15 protein-coding genes are annotated in these 15,995 nt (G+C 51.8%); 3 read left to right on the top strand and 12 right to left on the bottom strand.

Features of this window, described 5'->3' with window-relative positions; genetic code table 11:
• Nucleotides 1–34: 34 nt before the first annotated feature.
• From cheW to flhD, 6 genes are all read right to left on the bottom strand, one after another.
• The gene (cheW, locus tag N7268_RS19400; RefSeq protein ID WP_198903861.1) at nt 35–538 is read right to left on the bottom strand and encodes a chemotaxis protein CheW; all 504 of its coding nucleotides are present in this window, start codon (nt 536–538) and stop codon (nt 35–37) included.
• A 20-nt stretch (nt 539–558) separates the two neighbouring features.
• Nucleotides 559–2,619, bottom strand: coding sequence for a chemotaxis protein CheA (gene cheA, locus N7268_RS19395; protein WP_260864700.1), 2,061 nt, complete (start codon nt 2,617–2,619; stop codon nt 559–561).
• A 10-nt stretch (nt 2,620–2,629) separates the two neighbouring features.
• Nucleotides 2,630–3,559: a flagellar motor protein MotB gene (gene motB / locus N7268_RS19390; protein ID WP_260864107.1), complete on the bottom strand. Its 930-nt coding sequence runs from the start codon at nt 3,557–3,559 to the stop codon at nt 2,630–2,632.
• Nucleotides 3,556–4,443: a flagellar motor stator protein MotA gene (gene motA, locus N7268_RS19385; RefSeq protein WP_198903858.1), complete on the bottom strand. Its 888-nt coding sequence runs from the start codon at nt 4,441–4,443 to the stop codon at nt 3,556–3,558. Before motA ends, motB begins: the two co-directional genes overlap by 4 nt.
• A gap of 125 nt (nt 4,444–4,568) precedes the next feature.
• Nucleotides 4,569–5,147 carry a flagellar transcriptional regulator FlhC gene (flhC, locus tag N7268_RS19380; protein WP_005127694.1) on the bottom strand — a complete coding sequence of 193 codons (579 nt, stop codon included), beginning with the start codon at nt 5,145–5,147 and terminating at the stop codon, nt 4,569–4,571.
• Nucleotides 5,148–5,149: 2 nt separating this feature from the next.
• Nucleotides 5,150–5,491: a flagellar transcriptional regulator FlhD gene (gene flhD / locus N7268_RS19375; protein ID WP_198903857.1), complete on the bottom strand. Its 342-nt coding sequence runs from the start codon at nt 5,489–5,491 to the stop codon at nt 5,150–5,152.
• Between the two features lie 796 nt (nt 5,492–6,287).
• On the opposite strand from flhD, the gene uspC reads away from it, so the two are divergent.
• Entirely contained in the window at nt 6,288–6,716 is a 429-nt protein-coding gene (uspC, locus tag N7268_RS19370; RefSeq protein WP_260864106.1) for a universal stress protein UspC, read from the top strand.
• Nucleotides 6,717–6,731: 15 nt separating this feature from the next.
• Here uspC and otsA read toward each other — a convergent pair whose 3' ends face one another.
• The 5 genes from otsA to N7268_RS19345 all read right to left on the bottom strand — a co-directional run bounded on the left by otsA (nt 6,732) and on the right by N7268_RS19345 (nt 12,717).
• On the bottom strand, nt 6,732–8,153 hold the full coding sequence (otsA, locus tag N7268_RS19365) for an alpha,alpha-trehalose-phosphate synthase (RefSeq protein WP_260864105.1): 1,422 nt from the start codon (nt 8,151–8,153) through the stop codon (nt 6,732–6,734).
• A complete protein-coding gene (otsB, locus tag N7268_RS19360; RefSeq protein WP_260864104.1) occupies nt 8,128–8,931 on the bottom strand; it encodes a trehalose-phosphatase in 804 nt (267 codons plus the stop codon). The genes otsA and otsB overlap by 26 nt, the downstream gene beginning before the upstream one ends.
• Before the next feature lie 175 nt (nt 8,932–9,106).
• Nucleotides 9,107–10,093: an L-arabinose ABC transporter permease AraH gene (gene araH, locus N7268_RS19355; RefSeq protein ID WP_260864103.1), complete on the bottom strand. Its 987-nt coding sequence runs from the start codon at nt 10,091–10,093 to the stop codon at nt 9,107–9,109.
• Between the two features lie 14 nt (nt 10,094–10,107).
• Complete coding sequence (gene araG / locus N7268_RS19350) at nt 10,108–11,622, bottom strand: L-arabinose ABC transporter ATP-binding protein AraG (RefSeq protein ID WP_260864102.1); 1,515 nt, start codon at nt 11,620–11,622, stop codon at nt 10,108–10,110.
• Nucleotides 11,623–11,727: 105 nt separating this feature from the next.
• A complete protein-coding gene (locus N7268_RS19345; protein ID WP_260864101.1) occupies nt 11,728–12,717 on the bottom strand; it encodes an arabinose ABC transporter substrate-binding protein in 990 nt (329 codons plus the stop codon).
• Nucleotides 12,718–13,520: 803 nt separating this feature from the next.
• On the opposite strand from N7268_RS19345, the gene N7268_RS19340 reads away from it, so the two are divergent.
• Nucleotides 13,521–14,024: a non-heme ferritin-like protein gene (locus N7268_RS19340; protein ID WP_260864100.1), complete on the top strand. Its 504-nt coding sequence runs from the start codon at nt 13,521–13,523 to the stop codon at nt 14,022–14,024.
• 138 nt (nt 14,025–14,162) lie between these two features.
• On the opposite strand, the gene N7268_RS19335 is transcribed toward N7268_RS19340, so the two are convergent.
• Complete coding sequence (locus tag N7268_RS19335; protein WP_005127709.1) at nt 14,163–14,414, bottom strand: DUF2766 family protein; 252 nt, start codon at nt 14,412–14,414, stop codon at nt 14,163–14,165.
• Nucleotides 14,415–14,542: 128 nt separating this feature from the next.
• Here N7268_RS19335 and N7268_RS19330 point away from each other — a divergent pair, with 128 nt between their 5' ends.
• Entirely contained in the window at nt 14,543–15,964 is a 1,422-nt protein-coding gene (locus N7268_RS19330) for an MFS transporter (protein WP_260864099.1), read from the top strand.
• Nucleotides 15,965–15,995: the final 31 nt, after the last annotated feature.

Here is a 15,995-nt window from a genome sequence, read left to right as displayed (position 1 = left end):
GCCGGGCGAGGCAACATCACCGCCCGGCGTTATTTTAAGCCACGTGATTTGCCGCAATATCCAGCAACGCCATCTCTTCACTGTTCAGCAGCTTTTCGATATTAACCAGAATCAGCATCCGATCGCCCAGCGCCCCCAGACCGGTCAGATACTCGGTAGACAGCGTGACTGCGAATTCCGGTGCAGGACGGATTTGCTCCGTCGTCAGCGACAACACGTCGGATACGCCATCCACCACAATCCCGACCACGCGCTGTCCCAGATTCAGCACAATCACCACGGTGTTATCGTTGTAATCGACGTCGCTCTGGCTGAACTTCACGCGCAGGTCAACAATCGGCACAATCACACCGCGCAGGTTAGTCACCCCTTTAATAAACGCAGGCGTGTTGGCGATACGCGTGACCTGATCATAGCCACGGATTTCCTGCACTTTCAGGATATCGATACCGTACTCTTCATCCCCCAGCGTAAACACGAGGAATTCCTGACCTGACGGTTCGCCGGCCAGTTTAGTTACATTACTCATACCGGTCATATTATTCCCTTCTTACTCAATCAGGCGGCTGTGATCGCCATACGTTGTTCACGGTTTAAACTCTGCAATGCAGAAACGTCAACAATCAGCGCGACGCTGCCGTCGCCGAGGATCGTTGCCGCAGAAATACCAGGCACTTTGCGGTAGTTGCTCTCCAGGTTCTTCACCACCACCTGGTGCTGGCCAATTAACTGATCGACCAGCAGCGCGTAGCGACGCCCCGCACTTTGTAAAATCACCACGATGCCCTGGGTTGCTTCGGTTTTTGCGCCTTCCACTTCGAAGACTTTCCACAGTTCAACCAGCGGCAAATACTCCCCACGCACTTCCAGAACGCGTTCGCCTCCGGCCAGCGGATGGAGATCTTCTTCACGCGGCTGCAGCGACTCCATGACGGCATTCAGTGGCAGAATAAACACCTCATCCGCCACGCGCACGGACATGCCATCCAGAATCGCCAGCGTCAGCGGCAGCAAAATCCTGATGGTCGTCCCCTGGCCTTGTTTCGACTGGATCTCAACGTGCCCGCCCATCTCCTGGATATTTCGTTTCACCACATCCATACCCACGCCACGGCCGGAAACATCCGTCACCTGCTCTGCGGTTGAGAAACCCGGTGCGAAGATCAGCATACCGACTTCGTCATCGCTCATGTTCTCGTGGAGCACCATGCCCTGGGAAACAGCTTTCGCCAGGATACGTTCACGGTTCAGGCCCGCGCCGTCATCGGTGACTTCGATACAGATGTTGCCGCCCTGGTGTTCAGCGGAAAGCGTCAAATTGCCAACCGGACTTTTCCCGGATTCAAGGCGTTTTTCCGGCAGTTCGATACCGTGGTCAAGACTGTTACGCACCAGGTGCGTCAACGGGTCGATAATGCGTTCGATCAGACTCTTATCGAGTTCCGTTGAGCTACCGATTTGCGTCAATTCAACCTGCTTACCCAGCTTGCTTGCCAGATCGCGTACCAGACGCGGGAAACGGCTGAAGACATATTCCATTGGCATCATACGAATCGACATGACCGATTCTTGTAAATCGCGGGCGTTACGTTGTAACTGCCCCATGCTGGTGATGAGATCGCCGTGGTTTACCGGATCCAGCTCGTTGGAACGCTGCGCCAGCATCGACTGTGTAATGACCAGTTCGCCGACCAGGTTAATCAACTGATCGACCTTCTCAACCGCTACGCGGATGCTGGTTGACTCACTGGCTCGGGCAGGTTTTTCACGCTCTGCGCGCGCGTGCTGCGGTTCACTGGCGGCGGGTTTAACCACAGGGACAACGGCGGTCGGCTGTGGTTCGGCGATCACGGCCGCAGCCGCAGCCGCAGCCGCAGCCGCAGCCGCAATGTCAGCCTCCACGTCGACAGGCGCGGCAGCAACCGTTTCAAATTCAATCTGATCGGCTTCAATCACAAAACACAGCACCGCCACGATGTCATCTTCCGCGATATTGCCATCAAGCGTTGCCGACAGCGTATCCTTTCCTTTCACCACATCCGTTAAGGTCGCCAGATTGCCCAGCTCTTCTTCCAGTAAATCAACTTCACTGGCTTTCAGACGTGAGAGAACGATGCGACGTTTGCTCGCTTCGTTTGCGGGGGATGGCGTTGTCGCCTCTTCTTCCTGCATTGTTGTACTGTCAACAACGCTCAGTTTGGCCGCATTCACCACCGCCGGTGCGGTTTCACCTTTTGCTTCAAGCGCTAACTGTCGTAACGCGTTGCAAATGTACTCAAAGCTTGCGGCATCCGGCTCCTCTGAGTTTTTATAGGCGTCGAGCTGTTCCTGCATAATATCTTTCGTTTCCAAAAACAGGTTGATAATGTCGGCATTGAGTTGCATCTCGCCACGCCGCGCTTCATCCAGCAGGTTTTCCATGAGATGGGTTGTTTCCTGCAAAATAGTAAAGCCGAAGGTCCCCGCCCCGCCTTTAATCGAATGCGCCGCACGAAAAATGGCATTCAGTTGTTCGGCATCCGGGGCTTCAGGAACCAAATCAAGCAGGTGCTGCTCCATATCAGCCAACAGTTCGTCAGCTTCATCAAAAAAGGTTTGATAAAAATCGCTAATATCCATGCTCACGCTATCACCTCGGATTGGCTGGTGGCGGTGTGGGAACGCTTACCGGCGGAAGTGCCGCCGGCTGTTGTAATACACTTACCGGCTCATTCTGGCTTTCAGCGTTTTCATGCAAAATGGCCTCTTCTGCCTGTTTGTTTAGCACCAACAGGCTGATACGGCGGTTGATGGCGTCTTCGGGACCGCGATCGCTCAGACGCATCGTGGCGGCCATACCGACCACCCGTAATACTTTCCCATCGTCCAGCCCCCCGCTGACCAGTTCGCGGCGCGAAGCATTGGCGCGATCGGCAGACAACTCCCAGTTGCTGTACCCTTTTTCGCCATTCGCGTAGGGATAATCATCGGTGTGACCGGAGAGGCTGATGCGGTTAGGTATCCCGTTCAGAACCGGCGCAATGGCGCGCAGGATGTCGCGCATATAAGGTTCCACCTCCGCGCTACCGGTTTTAAACATGGGGCGATTCTGGCTGTCGATGATCTGAATACGCAGCCCTTCCTGCACCAAATCAATTTTCAAATGCGGACGCAGCGCACGCAGTTTGGGATCGGACTCAATAAGCTGATCGAGATCGCCGCGCAATTTACTCAGGCGACTTTGTTCCATACGCTTTCGCAGATCATCAATGTTCGGCGCTTTGTTGACTTCTCCCTGCTGCTGGGTGTAATCATCCCCACCGCCGGGGATCGGGCTTTGGCTATTCGAGATACGATTTCCGCCGGTCACCGCTGTGGCCAGTGGGGTACGAAAATATTCTGCAATCTGGATCAGTTCCTTAGGGCTGGATATGGAAATGAGCCACATCACCAGAAAGAAGGCCATCATCGCCGTCATAAAATCGGCGTAGGCAATTTTCCAGGACCCATGCGCCCCGCCGTTATGGCTTTTATGTTTTCGTCGTTTTACGACGATGATCGGATGGGCCTGATTTTTCATGCTTCCTCGGTCGTCTGCTGCGCCGTTGGGTTTCTCACCGCACGGACATGTTCTTCCAGTTCGATAAACGAAGGACGTTCGCTGGAATACAACGTCTTACGACCAAATTCGACAGCAATGGGCGGCGCGTAGCCATTCAGGTTGGAAAGCAACGTGATCTTCACGCACTGCATCATTTTGGTGGTTTCAGCACTCTTCTGGCGCAGCACGCTGGCAAGTGGAGAGATAAAACCGTAGGCCAGCAGAATGCCGAGGAAGGTTCCCACCATCGCATGGGCAATCAGCGCGCCCAGTTCCGCCGCGGGACGATCGGCTGAGGCCAGTGCATGGACCACGCCCATGACCGCCGCCACGATACCGAATGCCGGTAAGGAATCACCGACCATCGCCAGGCTGTTGGCCGGCACTTCAGACTCGCTTTCGTGGGTCTCAATTTCTTCATCCATCAGCGCTTCAATTTCAAAGGTGTTCATGTTGCCGCTGATAATCAGACGCAGGTAATCGACGATAAAATCGAGCATCACGGCATCCGCGAGGATACGCGGGTAGCTGGCGAAGATTTCACTTTCTTTGGGATTTTCGATATCGCGTTCAAGCGAAAACATGCCCTGCTGGCGTGACTTGGCCATCAGGCGATACAGCAGCGCCAGCAGATCCATATACATGGCTTTGGTGTATTTTGAGCGACGAAAAAGCAACGGGATCGCTTTCATCGTTCCTTTGATGGCTTTACCGTTATTGCCGACGATGAATGCCCCGATACCCGCGCCACCGATAATCACCAGCTCAGCCGGTTGATACAGTGCCCCAAGGTGTCCGCCGGTCATCATATAACCGCCGAAAACTGTACCAATAACAACCAGGTAACCTAATAAGATAAGCACGACATCATCCTTTCACAATTGACTATGACAGGACGCGCAGTCGGGCAGTTAACTCAAAGGCCAGGATAAAAAAAAGCAGCGGTAATCGCTTACCGCTGCTGGAGTGTTTATCCACACCGTATCAGTTAAACAGCCTGTTCGATCTGTTCATCCAGCAGTTGTGGAATAATATCGGCAGCATTCTGGGAAAGTTTACGTCTTTTTACGGCACGCGATGGCGGCTGGCATAAACTGCAGGCAAAGCTGCCTGCGGGTTGGTGTGCGTGGGTAATAAAATTCCCGCCGCAGCAGTTGCAGGCCGACAACTCCAGCAATCCGCTATCGACAAAACGTACGAGCGTCCACGCGCGGGTCAGCGCCAGCAATGGGCCTTCTTCAGGCTGAGGGCACTGTTCGAGATACAGGCGGTACGCTTTAATGACGGCATCAACGCCGCTACAGAGACCGGTTTTGAGAAGGAACTGCCATGCATTACAAAACATTGAAGCATGAATATTTTGTTCCCACGTCATAAACCAGTCGGTGGAGAAAGGAAGCATCCCTTTTGGCGGAGGACTACCGCGTAATTCTTTGTACAGCTTAATAAGTCGGCCACGGCTTAACTGCGTTTCGCTTTCCAGCATTTGCAAACGGGCGCCCAGGGTGATTAATTCCATCGCCAACTGGATATCGCGCGCTTCCTGAACAATGCTTTTTTCGCTCATCATCAAGCCCTTTTCTTACGCGCCGCATCATCAATGTCGCTTAAAAGACGCGTTGAAAGCATGATACCGGTGTGAATTTGCTGAAGATCGTCAACGCGAGAATCTTGCGTCAGGCGAGTCACTGTGTGGTGATCATCGAAACGGAAATGGCATACCAGTTGGTTTGTTTCGGCCAGCTTGACCATTTGAGGCAATGTTAATGTTGCCAGCGTATCCGCCATCTCTTCGCTGATACCAAGACGGAACATTGCAGAGGCTTTGTCCTGAACGATCAGACGCTGTGCAAGTAATAAATATGACAAATTGATGTCATAAATGTGTTTCAGCAACTCGGATGTATGCATTATTTGCATCCATAATAACCAACATTATTTTTATGCGGCGTAACCGCACCCCGTGATGTCGCCGGGAAGGCCCGGTAAAAAAAAGCAAAAGGTCAAATATCTGGCAGCGTTACAACACACCAACGTGGTGTGCAAACAGTCCCTTTTGAAGAAAGCTGCGTTCCTTACAAGCTCACATTAATTCTTACAATTGCCTAAGATTTTTCCTAATTCGACGCAACTCTACCCGCCACCCGTTACACATACAACGGAGCCATACTGCGAATTTAAAGAATATGTGACAGAGATCACATAAACCAGCTAAACGTTTAACATAAATCCATCAGCACAGCTTTTATTTTGCTTATTTTTAAACCTATCAACCCGTATTCCTATTCCTGGGGCACGAATATTTTTGCACAAAAAGCGAATAGTATTTTGTTTACAAACGTGAATATCACTCAGAGAAATAGCGTGCTTGATCACATATTCAAAATGAAACGTTATTTTTAAAAAACCTTTATAAACAACAAATTAAAAAATAAAGCTAATTAATGAGTATCACAGGGTGATGATAGGGAAAATGTTAGTGTATGTTTAATTTATGTTAAGGTATTGTTTTCATTACCGGCGAGTTTTGCTTAAGTCACACGAACAGTTTTTCAGCGTATTGAATGTGATTATTCTATTTATAAGAATAATTAATGAATAAGCATGATGGCATTCACACTATTACCCTATGAAACGTTGCAGTATTGTGGTAATCCGATGAAAGCCGAAGAGTTCTCTCATAATTCTTATATTTAAGGAGCGAGTTATGAGCTACACGCACATTCTTGTCGCGGTTGCTGCCACCCCTGAAAGTCACCAGCTGTTAGCGAAAGCCGTTTCTATTGCTCGCCCTGTTAACGCCCGGATTAGCCTGATTACCCTTGTCTCGGACCCGGAACTGTATAACCAGTTTGCGGCACCGATGCTGGAAGATCTCCGTGAAGTGATGCAGGAGGAAACGCAGAACTTTATCGATAAGCTCAGTAAAGACGCGCAGTATCCCATTGAAAATACGTTTATTACCTACGGAGCGCTGAACGAACACATTCTGGATGTTTGCCGTAAACATGGCGTCGATCTCGTGATTTACGGCAACCATAATCAGAGCTTCTTTTCGCGAGCATCCTGCTCAGCGAAAAGCGTTGTCGGTACCAGTCAGGTGGATGTGTTGCTGGTTCCGCTGGCAGGCGATTAATCGCCGCCCAGCAACTCAGGCCTCTTTAGGAAAGGTAGCCACGTTATCGTGCGGCTGATTCTCCGCATTACGTGGCGCGACCTTCTTTAGATCGCGTATAAAACTCGCCTGCCAGCTGTCGATATCATTTTTGACAATGGTCTCCAGCATGCTGGCATGGCGGGAAATTCGCTCCTCACGCGGCATGGTTAATGCCTTGTTTAATGCACTGGCGACGTCATCACGATCGTACGGGTTAACGATCAGCGCGGAGGTCAGCTCATTCGCCGCCCCGGCAAATTGGGATAACACCAGCACGCCGGGATTGTCAGGGTCCTGTGCTGCGACAAACTCTTTCGCCACCAGATTCATGCCATCGCGCAAAGGCGTCACCAGCCCCACATCGGAGTAACGGAAGATCTTCATCAGCAATTTGCGATCAAAATACTGGTTGAGATAGTAGAGCGGCGTCCAACCCAATTGACCATATTTCCCGTTTATCCGCCCTGCTTCAGTCTCTAACTGGTGGCGAATGTCCTGATAGGCCTGTACTTCCTCACGCGATGTGGGCGCGATTTGTGTATACCGAATCTTACCGTGATGCTGTGGATAATGCTCCAGCAGCGCCTCATAGGCCTGAAAGCGCTCCGGCAAACCTTTGGAATAATCCAGACGCTCAACGGAAAAAATATTCTTCACATTTTTTAATTCCGCCTTCATCTGCGCCATTTTCGGCGGCAATGGTCCGGATGCCTGCCGCGCAATTTCATCAGGCTCAATACCGATAGGATAGACGTCAGTGCGAAACGCTTTATCCCAGGCGCGGTGATGCTTGTCGCCGTGCGTACTGACCTTCGTTTGCGCCTTCAGACACTCCAGAAAAGCCTGACGATCGTTTTCTGTCTGAAAGCCCAGCAAATCGAAATCACACAATTGCTCAAGCAGCATGTCATGCGGAGGCAGCGCATTGAAAATTTCCGGCGTTGGGAAAGGAATATGCAAGAAAAAGCCGATGCGGTTATTCACGCCACGTTTGCGCAATTCGCAGGCAAACGGCAACAGATGGTAATCATGTACCCAAATGATGTCGTCATCGCTCAGCAACGGCAGCAGCTTATCAACCAGCAAGGCATTCACCCGCTGATACCCTTCCCATGCAGAACGCTGAAACTGAACCAAATCCAACCGATAGTGAAACGCCGGCCACAAGACGGCATTCGAAAACTGGCAGTAATATTCTTCGTAATCCTGCTCACTCAGATTAAACGAGGCCCAGGTGATGTTGCTGCGGGTGATTTTTTTTAACGGTTGATCTTCGTTACCGGTCTCGCCGCTCCAGCCAAACCATAGCCCACCTGCCGCCTTCAACGCACCGAGCACGCCGACCGCGAGCCCTCCGGCGCTCCCTTTGTCATCCGGCGAGGCAATGCGATTAGATACTACGACTAAACGACTCATAGCCATCTCTCCCGTCATGTGTTGCTTTTTGTTCTTGCTGCAGACAGTTGATATGCTCCAGCCAGTGCCAAACTTCCGCCACGCCAGCCAGACGCCAAGTTGCCTGAGTCGCGCCGCTTCCCACCTTCACAGAAATTCCCTCGGCGCGGTTCACCACGCCAAATCCGGCTTCATCGGTCAGATCATCGCCGACAAAAACAGGCATTCGTCCGGCAAAGGGCGCTTCCTGCATAAATGCCGCAATGGCTTCCCCTTTATTCGTCCCTTTCGGTTTGATCTCGATGACGCATTTTCCGGGTTGCAGCGCAAGCTGCGGCCAGGTGCGAGTGATGTGCTCAGCCAGCGCCAGCAGCGCCGCCTCGTGTTCAGGAGCCTGTCGATAGTGCAGCGCAAAAGCCATGCCTTTGGCTTCAAGCGTCGTGCCCGGCAACTCAGCCAGCGCAGCATGCAGGCGGGCACTGATTTCTCGCTCGACGTTCTCAGGAAGCGTCACAATGTGGGTTTGACCATTGATATCACGGCGCTCTGCCCCATGAACGCCGGCAAGCGGAAATCGATATGGGGTTGTAAGCGCGTCAAGCTCAGCCATTGAGCGCCCTGAAATCAATGCCAGCGCGCCCGCATTGCGCGTTGCCAGACGATGTAATAACTGCAGGATGTCCCTGGGGATAACAACCTGATCGGGATGCGGTTTGATCTCAGCGAGGGTGCCATCGAGATCGAAAAAATAAGCACAGTTTGCAGATAGCTCGGGGGTTACGGTTAGCAATGCTGTCACCCGGTACTCCTCCTCATCATGGTCTGTGCGACGCGCGGATCGCGCCGTATAGTGGATGTATGAGGATATAAGTATAGACAGTGTGACCAGGCTCGCCATTTGGAAAAACAATCGCCAGCCGATATAGCGGCTGGCGATAAGGAGAAGCTAGACTAAAAAGTTAGGCGTTTTATCATCACACCGTACGCTTCGCTTTTTGTTTGTAACGGTCGAAGATCACCGCCGCCAGCAGGATGAGGCCGCGAACGACATACTGTGCAAATGGGGAGATGTTCAGCAGGTTCATCGCATTTTCCACCGTGCCCAGAATCAACACCCCGGCCACCACATATGAGATTTTTCCGATGCCGCCCTTCAGGGAAACGCCACCCAATACGCACGCCGAAATAACGATCAGCTCATAACCGATCGAGGTCATCGGTTGTCCACTGGTCATACGCGAGGCCAGGATAATCCCTGCGACTGCCGAGACCAGGCCAGAAAGAATGAAGATGATAATCTTGGTGCGGACAACCGGCACCCCTGCCAGACGCGCCGCCTCCTCATTACCACCGATGGCCAGCGTATTACGACCAAAGGTCGTTTTGTTGAGCAGTAAGCCAAAAATAATGAAGCAGCCGACGGTCAACCAGATGGGCGCTGGCAGGCCTAACCAGTTGGCATACCCCAGGGTGAAGAAACGCTCATCTTCAATACCGACCGCTTTACCATCCGAGATAATGTAGGCCAGACCACGCACTATCTGCATGGTCGCCAGCGTAGTGATCAGCGCGTTAATTTTTAAACGGGCAATCACGAAGCCATTGACCAGACCGCACAGCACGCCCAGCAGGAGTCCTGCTGCCACGCCAATCCACAGGCTTTCGGTCATATTGATAACCACTGCGGTGGTCACCCCTGCGCAGGCGATGACGGAGGCGACCGACAGGTCAAAGTCACCGGATGCCAGACAAAACAGCATCCCGCACGCCACCATACCCGACATGGATACCGCCAGCCCCAGCCCCTTCATGTTAATGAAGGTGGCAAAATTTGGCACAAAGAGGGCGCACACCAGGAACAATGCGGCGAACACCACCAGCATCCCGTACTGATCCCAAATTCTGCCAAGATTTAGCGCCGACTTCGCTGCGCCAGAACCCGATGTAGAAACGGAAGACATCATACTCTCCTTATTCAGGCTACAGCCTGGCTGACTTTAGGCATAGCAAGGCTCAGCGCCTGCCGTTCATCCGCCTGTTCATGAAGCAACATGCCGGCGATTTCACCTTCCCGCATCACGACAATGCGGTCGGCAACACCAAGCACTTCCGGCAGGTCACTGGAAGCAAACAGCACGGCAACGCCGCGCGCCGCCAGCGCATAAATCACGTTGTAAATTTCATGCTTCGCGCCCACATCGATACCGCGCGTAGGTTCATCAAGCAAAATCACCTTCATATCTTCCGATAACCAGCGCCCCAGAATGGCCTTCTGCTGATTACCGCCGGAAAGATTCATGATTAACTGCTCTGCGCCTGGCGTTTTAATATTGAGCGAACGAATGTGGTGGTCAGCGTTGGTTTCTTCCCAGCCGTTGTTGATCAGACATCCCCCCAGCACATGCTTACGGCGAGCGCTGATATTGATGTTGTTACGTACCGAATGCACCGGGATGATCCCTTCCGCTTTGCGATCCTCAGGGCACAGCATCATACCGGCTTCAATGGCATGGCTCGGTTTGCGGATATCAATCGGTTGTTCATCAATAAAAACCTGACCTTGCGTGATCCGCGTTCCACCGAACAGCCCTTTCATCAGTTCGCTACGCCCGGCGCCCACCAGCCCGAATAAACCCACGATTTCGCCGCTGCACACCGACAAGCTGATCGGCGTGCGCACGCCTGGCGCTTTCACCTCATGCAAACGCAAACGTTCCGCGCCGTACGGTCTGGGTTTCCAGCCGTAGATATCGCCGAGATCACGTCCCACCATCGCCTGCACCAACGCATCGTGATCAATCTGCTGCATATCCGTAAACGTTTTGACGTACTGACCATCTTTAAACACGGTGATGGCATCACTGAGCGCAAAAATCTCTTCCATACGGTGCGAAACATACAGAATGATGCGCCCTTCGTTGCGCAGTTCGCGGATGACACGAAACAGATTCTCGATCTCCCTTGCAGAAAGGGAGCTGGTTGGCTCATCAAAGGCGATAATTTTGGCGTTTCTCGCCAGCGCTTTCGCAATCTCCACCATTTGCCACTGGCCGATGGAGAGGTATTTCAACGGGGTGGCAGGATCGATATCCATCCCCAGATGCTTTAACTGCAGCCCCGCTTCGTAGTTCAGCAGCGAGCGATTCACAATTCCGCCCTTGTGCGGAAGCTGGCCTAAATAGATATTCTCGGCGACGGTCATTTCCGGCACCAGATGCAGTTCCTGGTAAATAATGGCGACACCCGCGTTCAACGCGGTGGTCGTGTCCGCGAAGGAGACTTCCTGTCCACGGATCACAAGCGTCCCCGTGGTTGGCGCATAGTTGCCGCTGAGGATTTTTAATAGTGTTGATTTCCCGGCGCCATTTTCGCCCATCAGCGCATGCACCTGACCGGCATAGCAGTCGAAACTGATATCCGTGAGCGCCTTTACGCCGGGAAAGGTTTTTCCAATGCCGCGGAATGAGAGATACGGGGTAGACTGTTGCATAAAGTCTCCGTGAGTCAGTATCGTTCTGGCCTGTAGCCGGATGGCGGTGTTGCCTTATCCGGTCTGACGATTGCAGACCGGATAAGCGTTTCACTGTCTGTGGCGTTATTTACCGCCCAGCCCTTTTTTCGCCAGCTCTTCTTTAAAGTTATCGCGGGTGATCAACACCACATCCGTCACTTCCGTAAAGACTGGCGGTTCCGCGCCTTTGGTCACCCAGTTGTAGAGCATTTCGCTGGATTTGTAGCCGTGAACGTCCGGGCTTGGCAACAATGAACCATAAAATCCGGTCGCTTCACCTTTCGACAGTTCGCTCACCGCATCAACGCCGTTAATGCCGATACCAATCACGTTAGGTGCTTTAAAGCCCTGACCTTCCGTCGCGCGAACGCCACCCAGTACGGTGTTGTCGTTCATGCCGACAATCAGCCAGTGTTTCACTTCAGGATGCTGAACCAGCATGGAGTTTGCGGCGTCGAATGCGCCGGGGATGTCATTCGATTTGGTAGGTACCTGGTAGATCTGTTTTTCCGGGAAGCCTGCAGCTTTCAGCGCGGCCATTGAACCTGACGTGCGGCGGCGCGCGGTATCCAGTTCATTCGCGGTGATGGCCATGACGGCGGTGGATTTCACATCCCAGCCGCGCTTCTGCATTTCGTTGTACAGCTCTTGTCCCTGGCGCTCACCAATTTTGGTCGCAGCCATCATCACCAGCGGCACGGTATCCATCGGTTTACCTTTGGCATTGGCGAACTGGTCATCCACGGCGATAACCTTCATGTCGTAGCCACGTGCCTTGGCCATAATGGCAGGCCCGAGTTTCGGATCCGGCGTACAGATAACAAACCCTTTCGCCCCGCTTGCCGCCAGGCTGTCGATGGCATTAAGGGTTTTCTCTCCGTCCGGCACCGCAATTTTAATCACTTCAAAACCAAGATCTTTGCCCGCTTTATCCGCAAACTTCCACTCTGTCTGGAACCACGGCTCCTCCGGTTGTTTGACCAGGAAACCGAGCTTCATGGATTCAGCAATAGCGGATTGTGACATAACCGCGGCCAGACCGATGGCCGCCAACGCTTTAGTGAATTTGTGCATGGTTAACTCCAGCTTTAACGTTCTTTTATGTAGGGTAATATCAGACTATTTTTTGTAATTCGGACGTAAAACAAGGCATTACCTTTTATTGATAAGATCAACGCCAGTGCTGGAGTAGTTGTAGCGGGAAATTGATTCTCCATAAGAGAGCGGCATCACACCACAGAATTACAGTAATTGCGTACATAAATTCAGTGGGAAATGACATAAAAAAGCAGCATTTTTTTGGCGCAGAAAACGGGATATAGCAGATTAATCCATAAGGTCAGCCAGTGCGTCCTTGTCCCCGAATTCCGCAACATTGACATATTCACTGTCCGTCACCTTTTTCTCACATTCATCTCAGCACCACACGTCGGGTTATTCAGATAAACCCAACATGAAATACCAAATTATTACGGCGGGTTGATTTTTGGAATTCTGCAAAACTGATCTGGCGCAAAAATGAAATTAATACCCTGACGTTAAAATCACGTTTCGCACAGGAAATTTACCATTAAATGCATTAATATCAGCACATTAAATAAAATCCCATTATTTATCTCACCGCGAAAACGAATATAACGGCATGACAATATGTAAAAAAACATAAATACGAAGATTTAAGGATTTTCTTATACCCATACTGGCGTTATGCTTATTTTCGACAGGCAACGTATTGCCTCTTGGATCACATAAAGGACCGGCGGAACGGATTTATTCTGCTAACAGTATTACATGTACGTCGATGTGAAGTGCAACGACAGCCCGTTGTACTGGCGTGAGTGACGTACATCCTCCTTTCTGGAAATAAGGATATTGATATGGCTGCAGTTGGAATTGTTCACAAACTGAACACGCAAATGAACCTCGAGTTTTATGCGTCGAATCTCTACCTTCACCTCAGCGAATGGTGCTACGAGCACAGTCTGACAGGCACCGCGACGTTTCTGCGCACGCAGGCTCAAAGTAACGTCACGCAAATGATGCGCGTCTTTAATTTTATGAAAAACGCGGGGGCAAACCCTATCGTTAAAGCCATTGATGTGCCCGGCGATGAACTGACGTCTCTGGAAGAATTATTTCAGAAAACGCTGGATGAATATCAGCAGCGTTCCAGAACGTTGTCGCGCTTAGCAGACGAAGCAGAAGCATTAAACGATGCGCCTACCATTGATTTTCTTCACGAACTGGAAAAAGAACAGCAGCAGGATGGCGTGCTGTTACAAACGATCCTTGATGAAGTGCGCAGCGCCAAACGCGCTGGATTATGTATGGTGCAAATGGATAAACATCTGTTAAACGTGGTGAATTACCAGCAGCATTGATCGGCGATTTCCCCTTGCTTTAGACCAGATAGCGATGCAGCACATCGCTATCTGGTCCACTCCTGACTCACCGTCAAACTGCGCCTCTCATTGCGGAGGCACAAAAAACCTTTCTCAAATCTGAAACAACGGTTTATTTTAGTGAGACTCATTCTGCGGAGTGAATTTCAGTTCGATCAATGCAACCGCTTTTTGAATTGCACGCATCGTAACCGGATCGGCACCTGCAGGATGACTGGAGAAATCGATGCTTTTCAGTTGGCTGGACATTTTCTCCCGAACTTCTACCGGGGCAATAACATCAATGACATCCAGAATTTGTTTGATAACCAACTGGCAGGCAACAACGTCCGAGAGCAGTTCCTGATCGGCATTCAGTGTTTGGGACATAGTGAGCTCCTTATAGAAAGGTCGTCATAGTACCCATTCAGACGTCAAAACGATAGCGGCGAAAACATCACAACAGCGCCGTAAATAAAAACCGTACCAGTCAGTTTCTTTGAGATGGCAAGCACAACATGAGTGAAAATTTAGCGGTTGAGAACAAACGCGGTCTTTCCCCGGCGGCCTTACTGGTTGCCGGGGCGTTTTTTATGGAGTTTATTGATGGCACTGTGATTGCCACCGCTCTGCCTGACATGGCCAAAAGCTTTGGCGTGCAGGCGGTGGATTTAAACATTGGCATCAGCGCCTATCTGATCACACTGGCGGTACTGATCCCCGCCAGTGGCTGGATCGCCGATCGCTTCGGCGCCCGAAAAGTGTTTACCCTGGCGCTGGCAATCTTCACCCTCGCTTCCGTTTTTTGCGGCCTGGCGGATAGCCTCGAAGGTTTTGTTGCCATGCGAATATTCCAGGGCGTGGGCGGCGCGTTGATGGTGCCGGTCGGTCGCCTCGCCGTGCTGCGCACCACCCCCAAACATCAATTAATCACCGCGATTGCCACCCTGACCTGGCCCGCGCTGGTTGCCCCAATCATCGGCCCACCGCTCGGCGGGTTTATCACCAGCTACGCCAACTGGCGCTGGATCTTCTTCATTAATGTGCCGCTGGGCCTGCTGGCCATCGCATTGGCGCTGCGTTTTATCCCGAATATTCGTGACGATGAGCGCCGCCCGTTCGATTTACCCGGTTTTATGGCCACGTCTGTCGCGATGGTCAGCCTGGTGTATGCCATGGAATTACTGGGGTCACAGCAACCGCAGGGCTGGCTTACCCTCGGGCTGTTCGCCCTGGGCATCGTCACGTTCTTGTTTTCCCTGCGCCATTTTCGCCACGCCACCTGGCCGATGATTCGCCTGGATGCCATGAGCGTCCCCACGTTTCGCGTTACGATGTACGGCGGGTCACTGTTTCGCGCCTCCATCAGCGCCGTCCCTTTTCTGCTGCCGCTGATGTTTCAGGTGGGATTTGGTATGAACGCGTTTCATGCCGGTTCACTGGTTCTGGCAGTGTTTGTGGGGAATCTGACGATAAAACCCGCCACCACGCCATTGATACGCTGGCTGGGCTTTAAGAAACTGCTGTTAATTAACGGCGCGCTTAACGTCCTGGCGCTGTTGGCCTGTGCGTTGATTACCCCGCAAACGCCCGTGTGGGTCATTTTGTTGGTGCTGTATCTGGGTGGGGTTTTCCGCTCGATTCAATTTACCGGCGTCAGCACGCTGGCGTTCGCAGATGTCCCAGCCCAACAGATGAGCTATGCCAATACGCTGTTCAGTACGGCAACACAACTCGCGGTAGGTCTGGGGATTTCACTGGCGGCGATTGGGATCAGAATTGGCGATAAAATCAGTGAATGGCTGACGCTGGGCCATATTCCCGGGATCAGTTTCCGTCTGGCATTTGTGGCGATCGCGATGATTTGTCTGATTGGGATGATGGATACCTTGCGACTGACCCGTGATGCTGGCAGTGCGGTGTCAAACAAAAACAGATAAGCCCGGTGTCATCTCGCACCGGGCTGACAAC

This window comes from Citrobacter sp. Marseille-Q6884 (assembly GCF_945906775.1).
In the GTDB taxonomy this organism is placed as follows: Bacteria; Pseudomonadota; Gammaproteobacteria; order Enterobacterales; family Enterobacteriaceae; genus Citrobacter.
The sequence above is the reverse complement of the archived record's forward strand: the minus strand, read 5'-3'. Positions and strand labels throughout refer to the sequence as shown.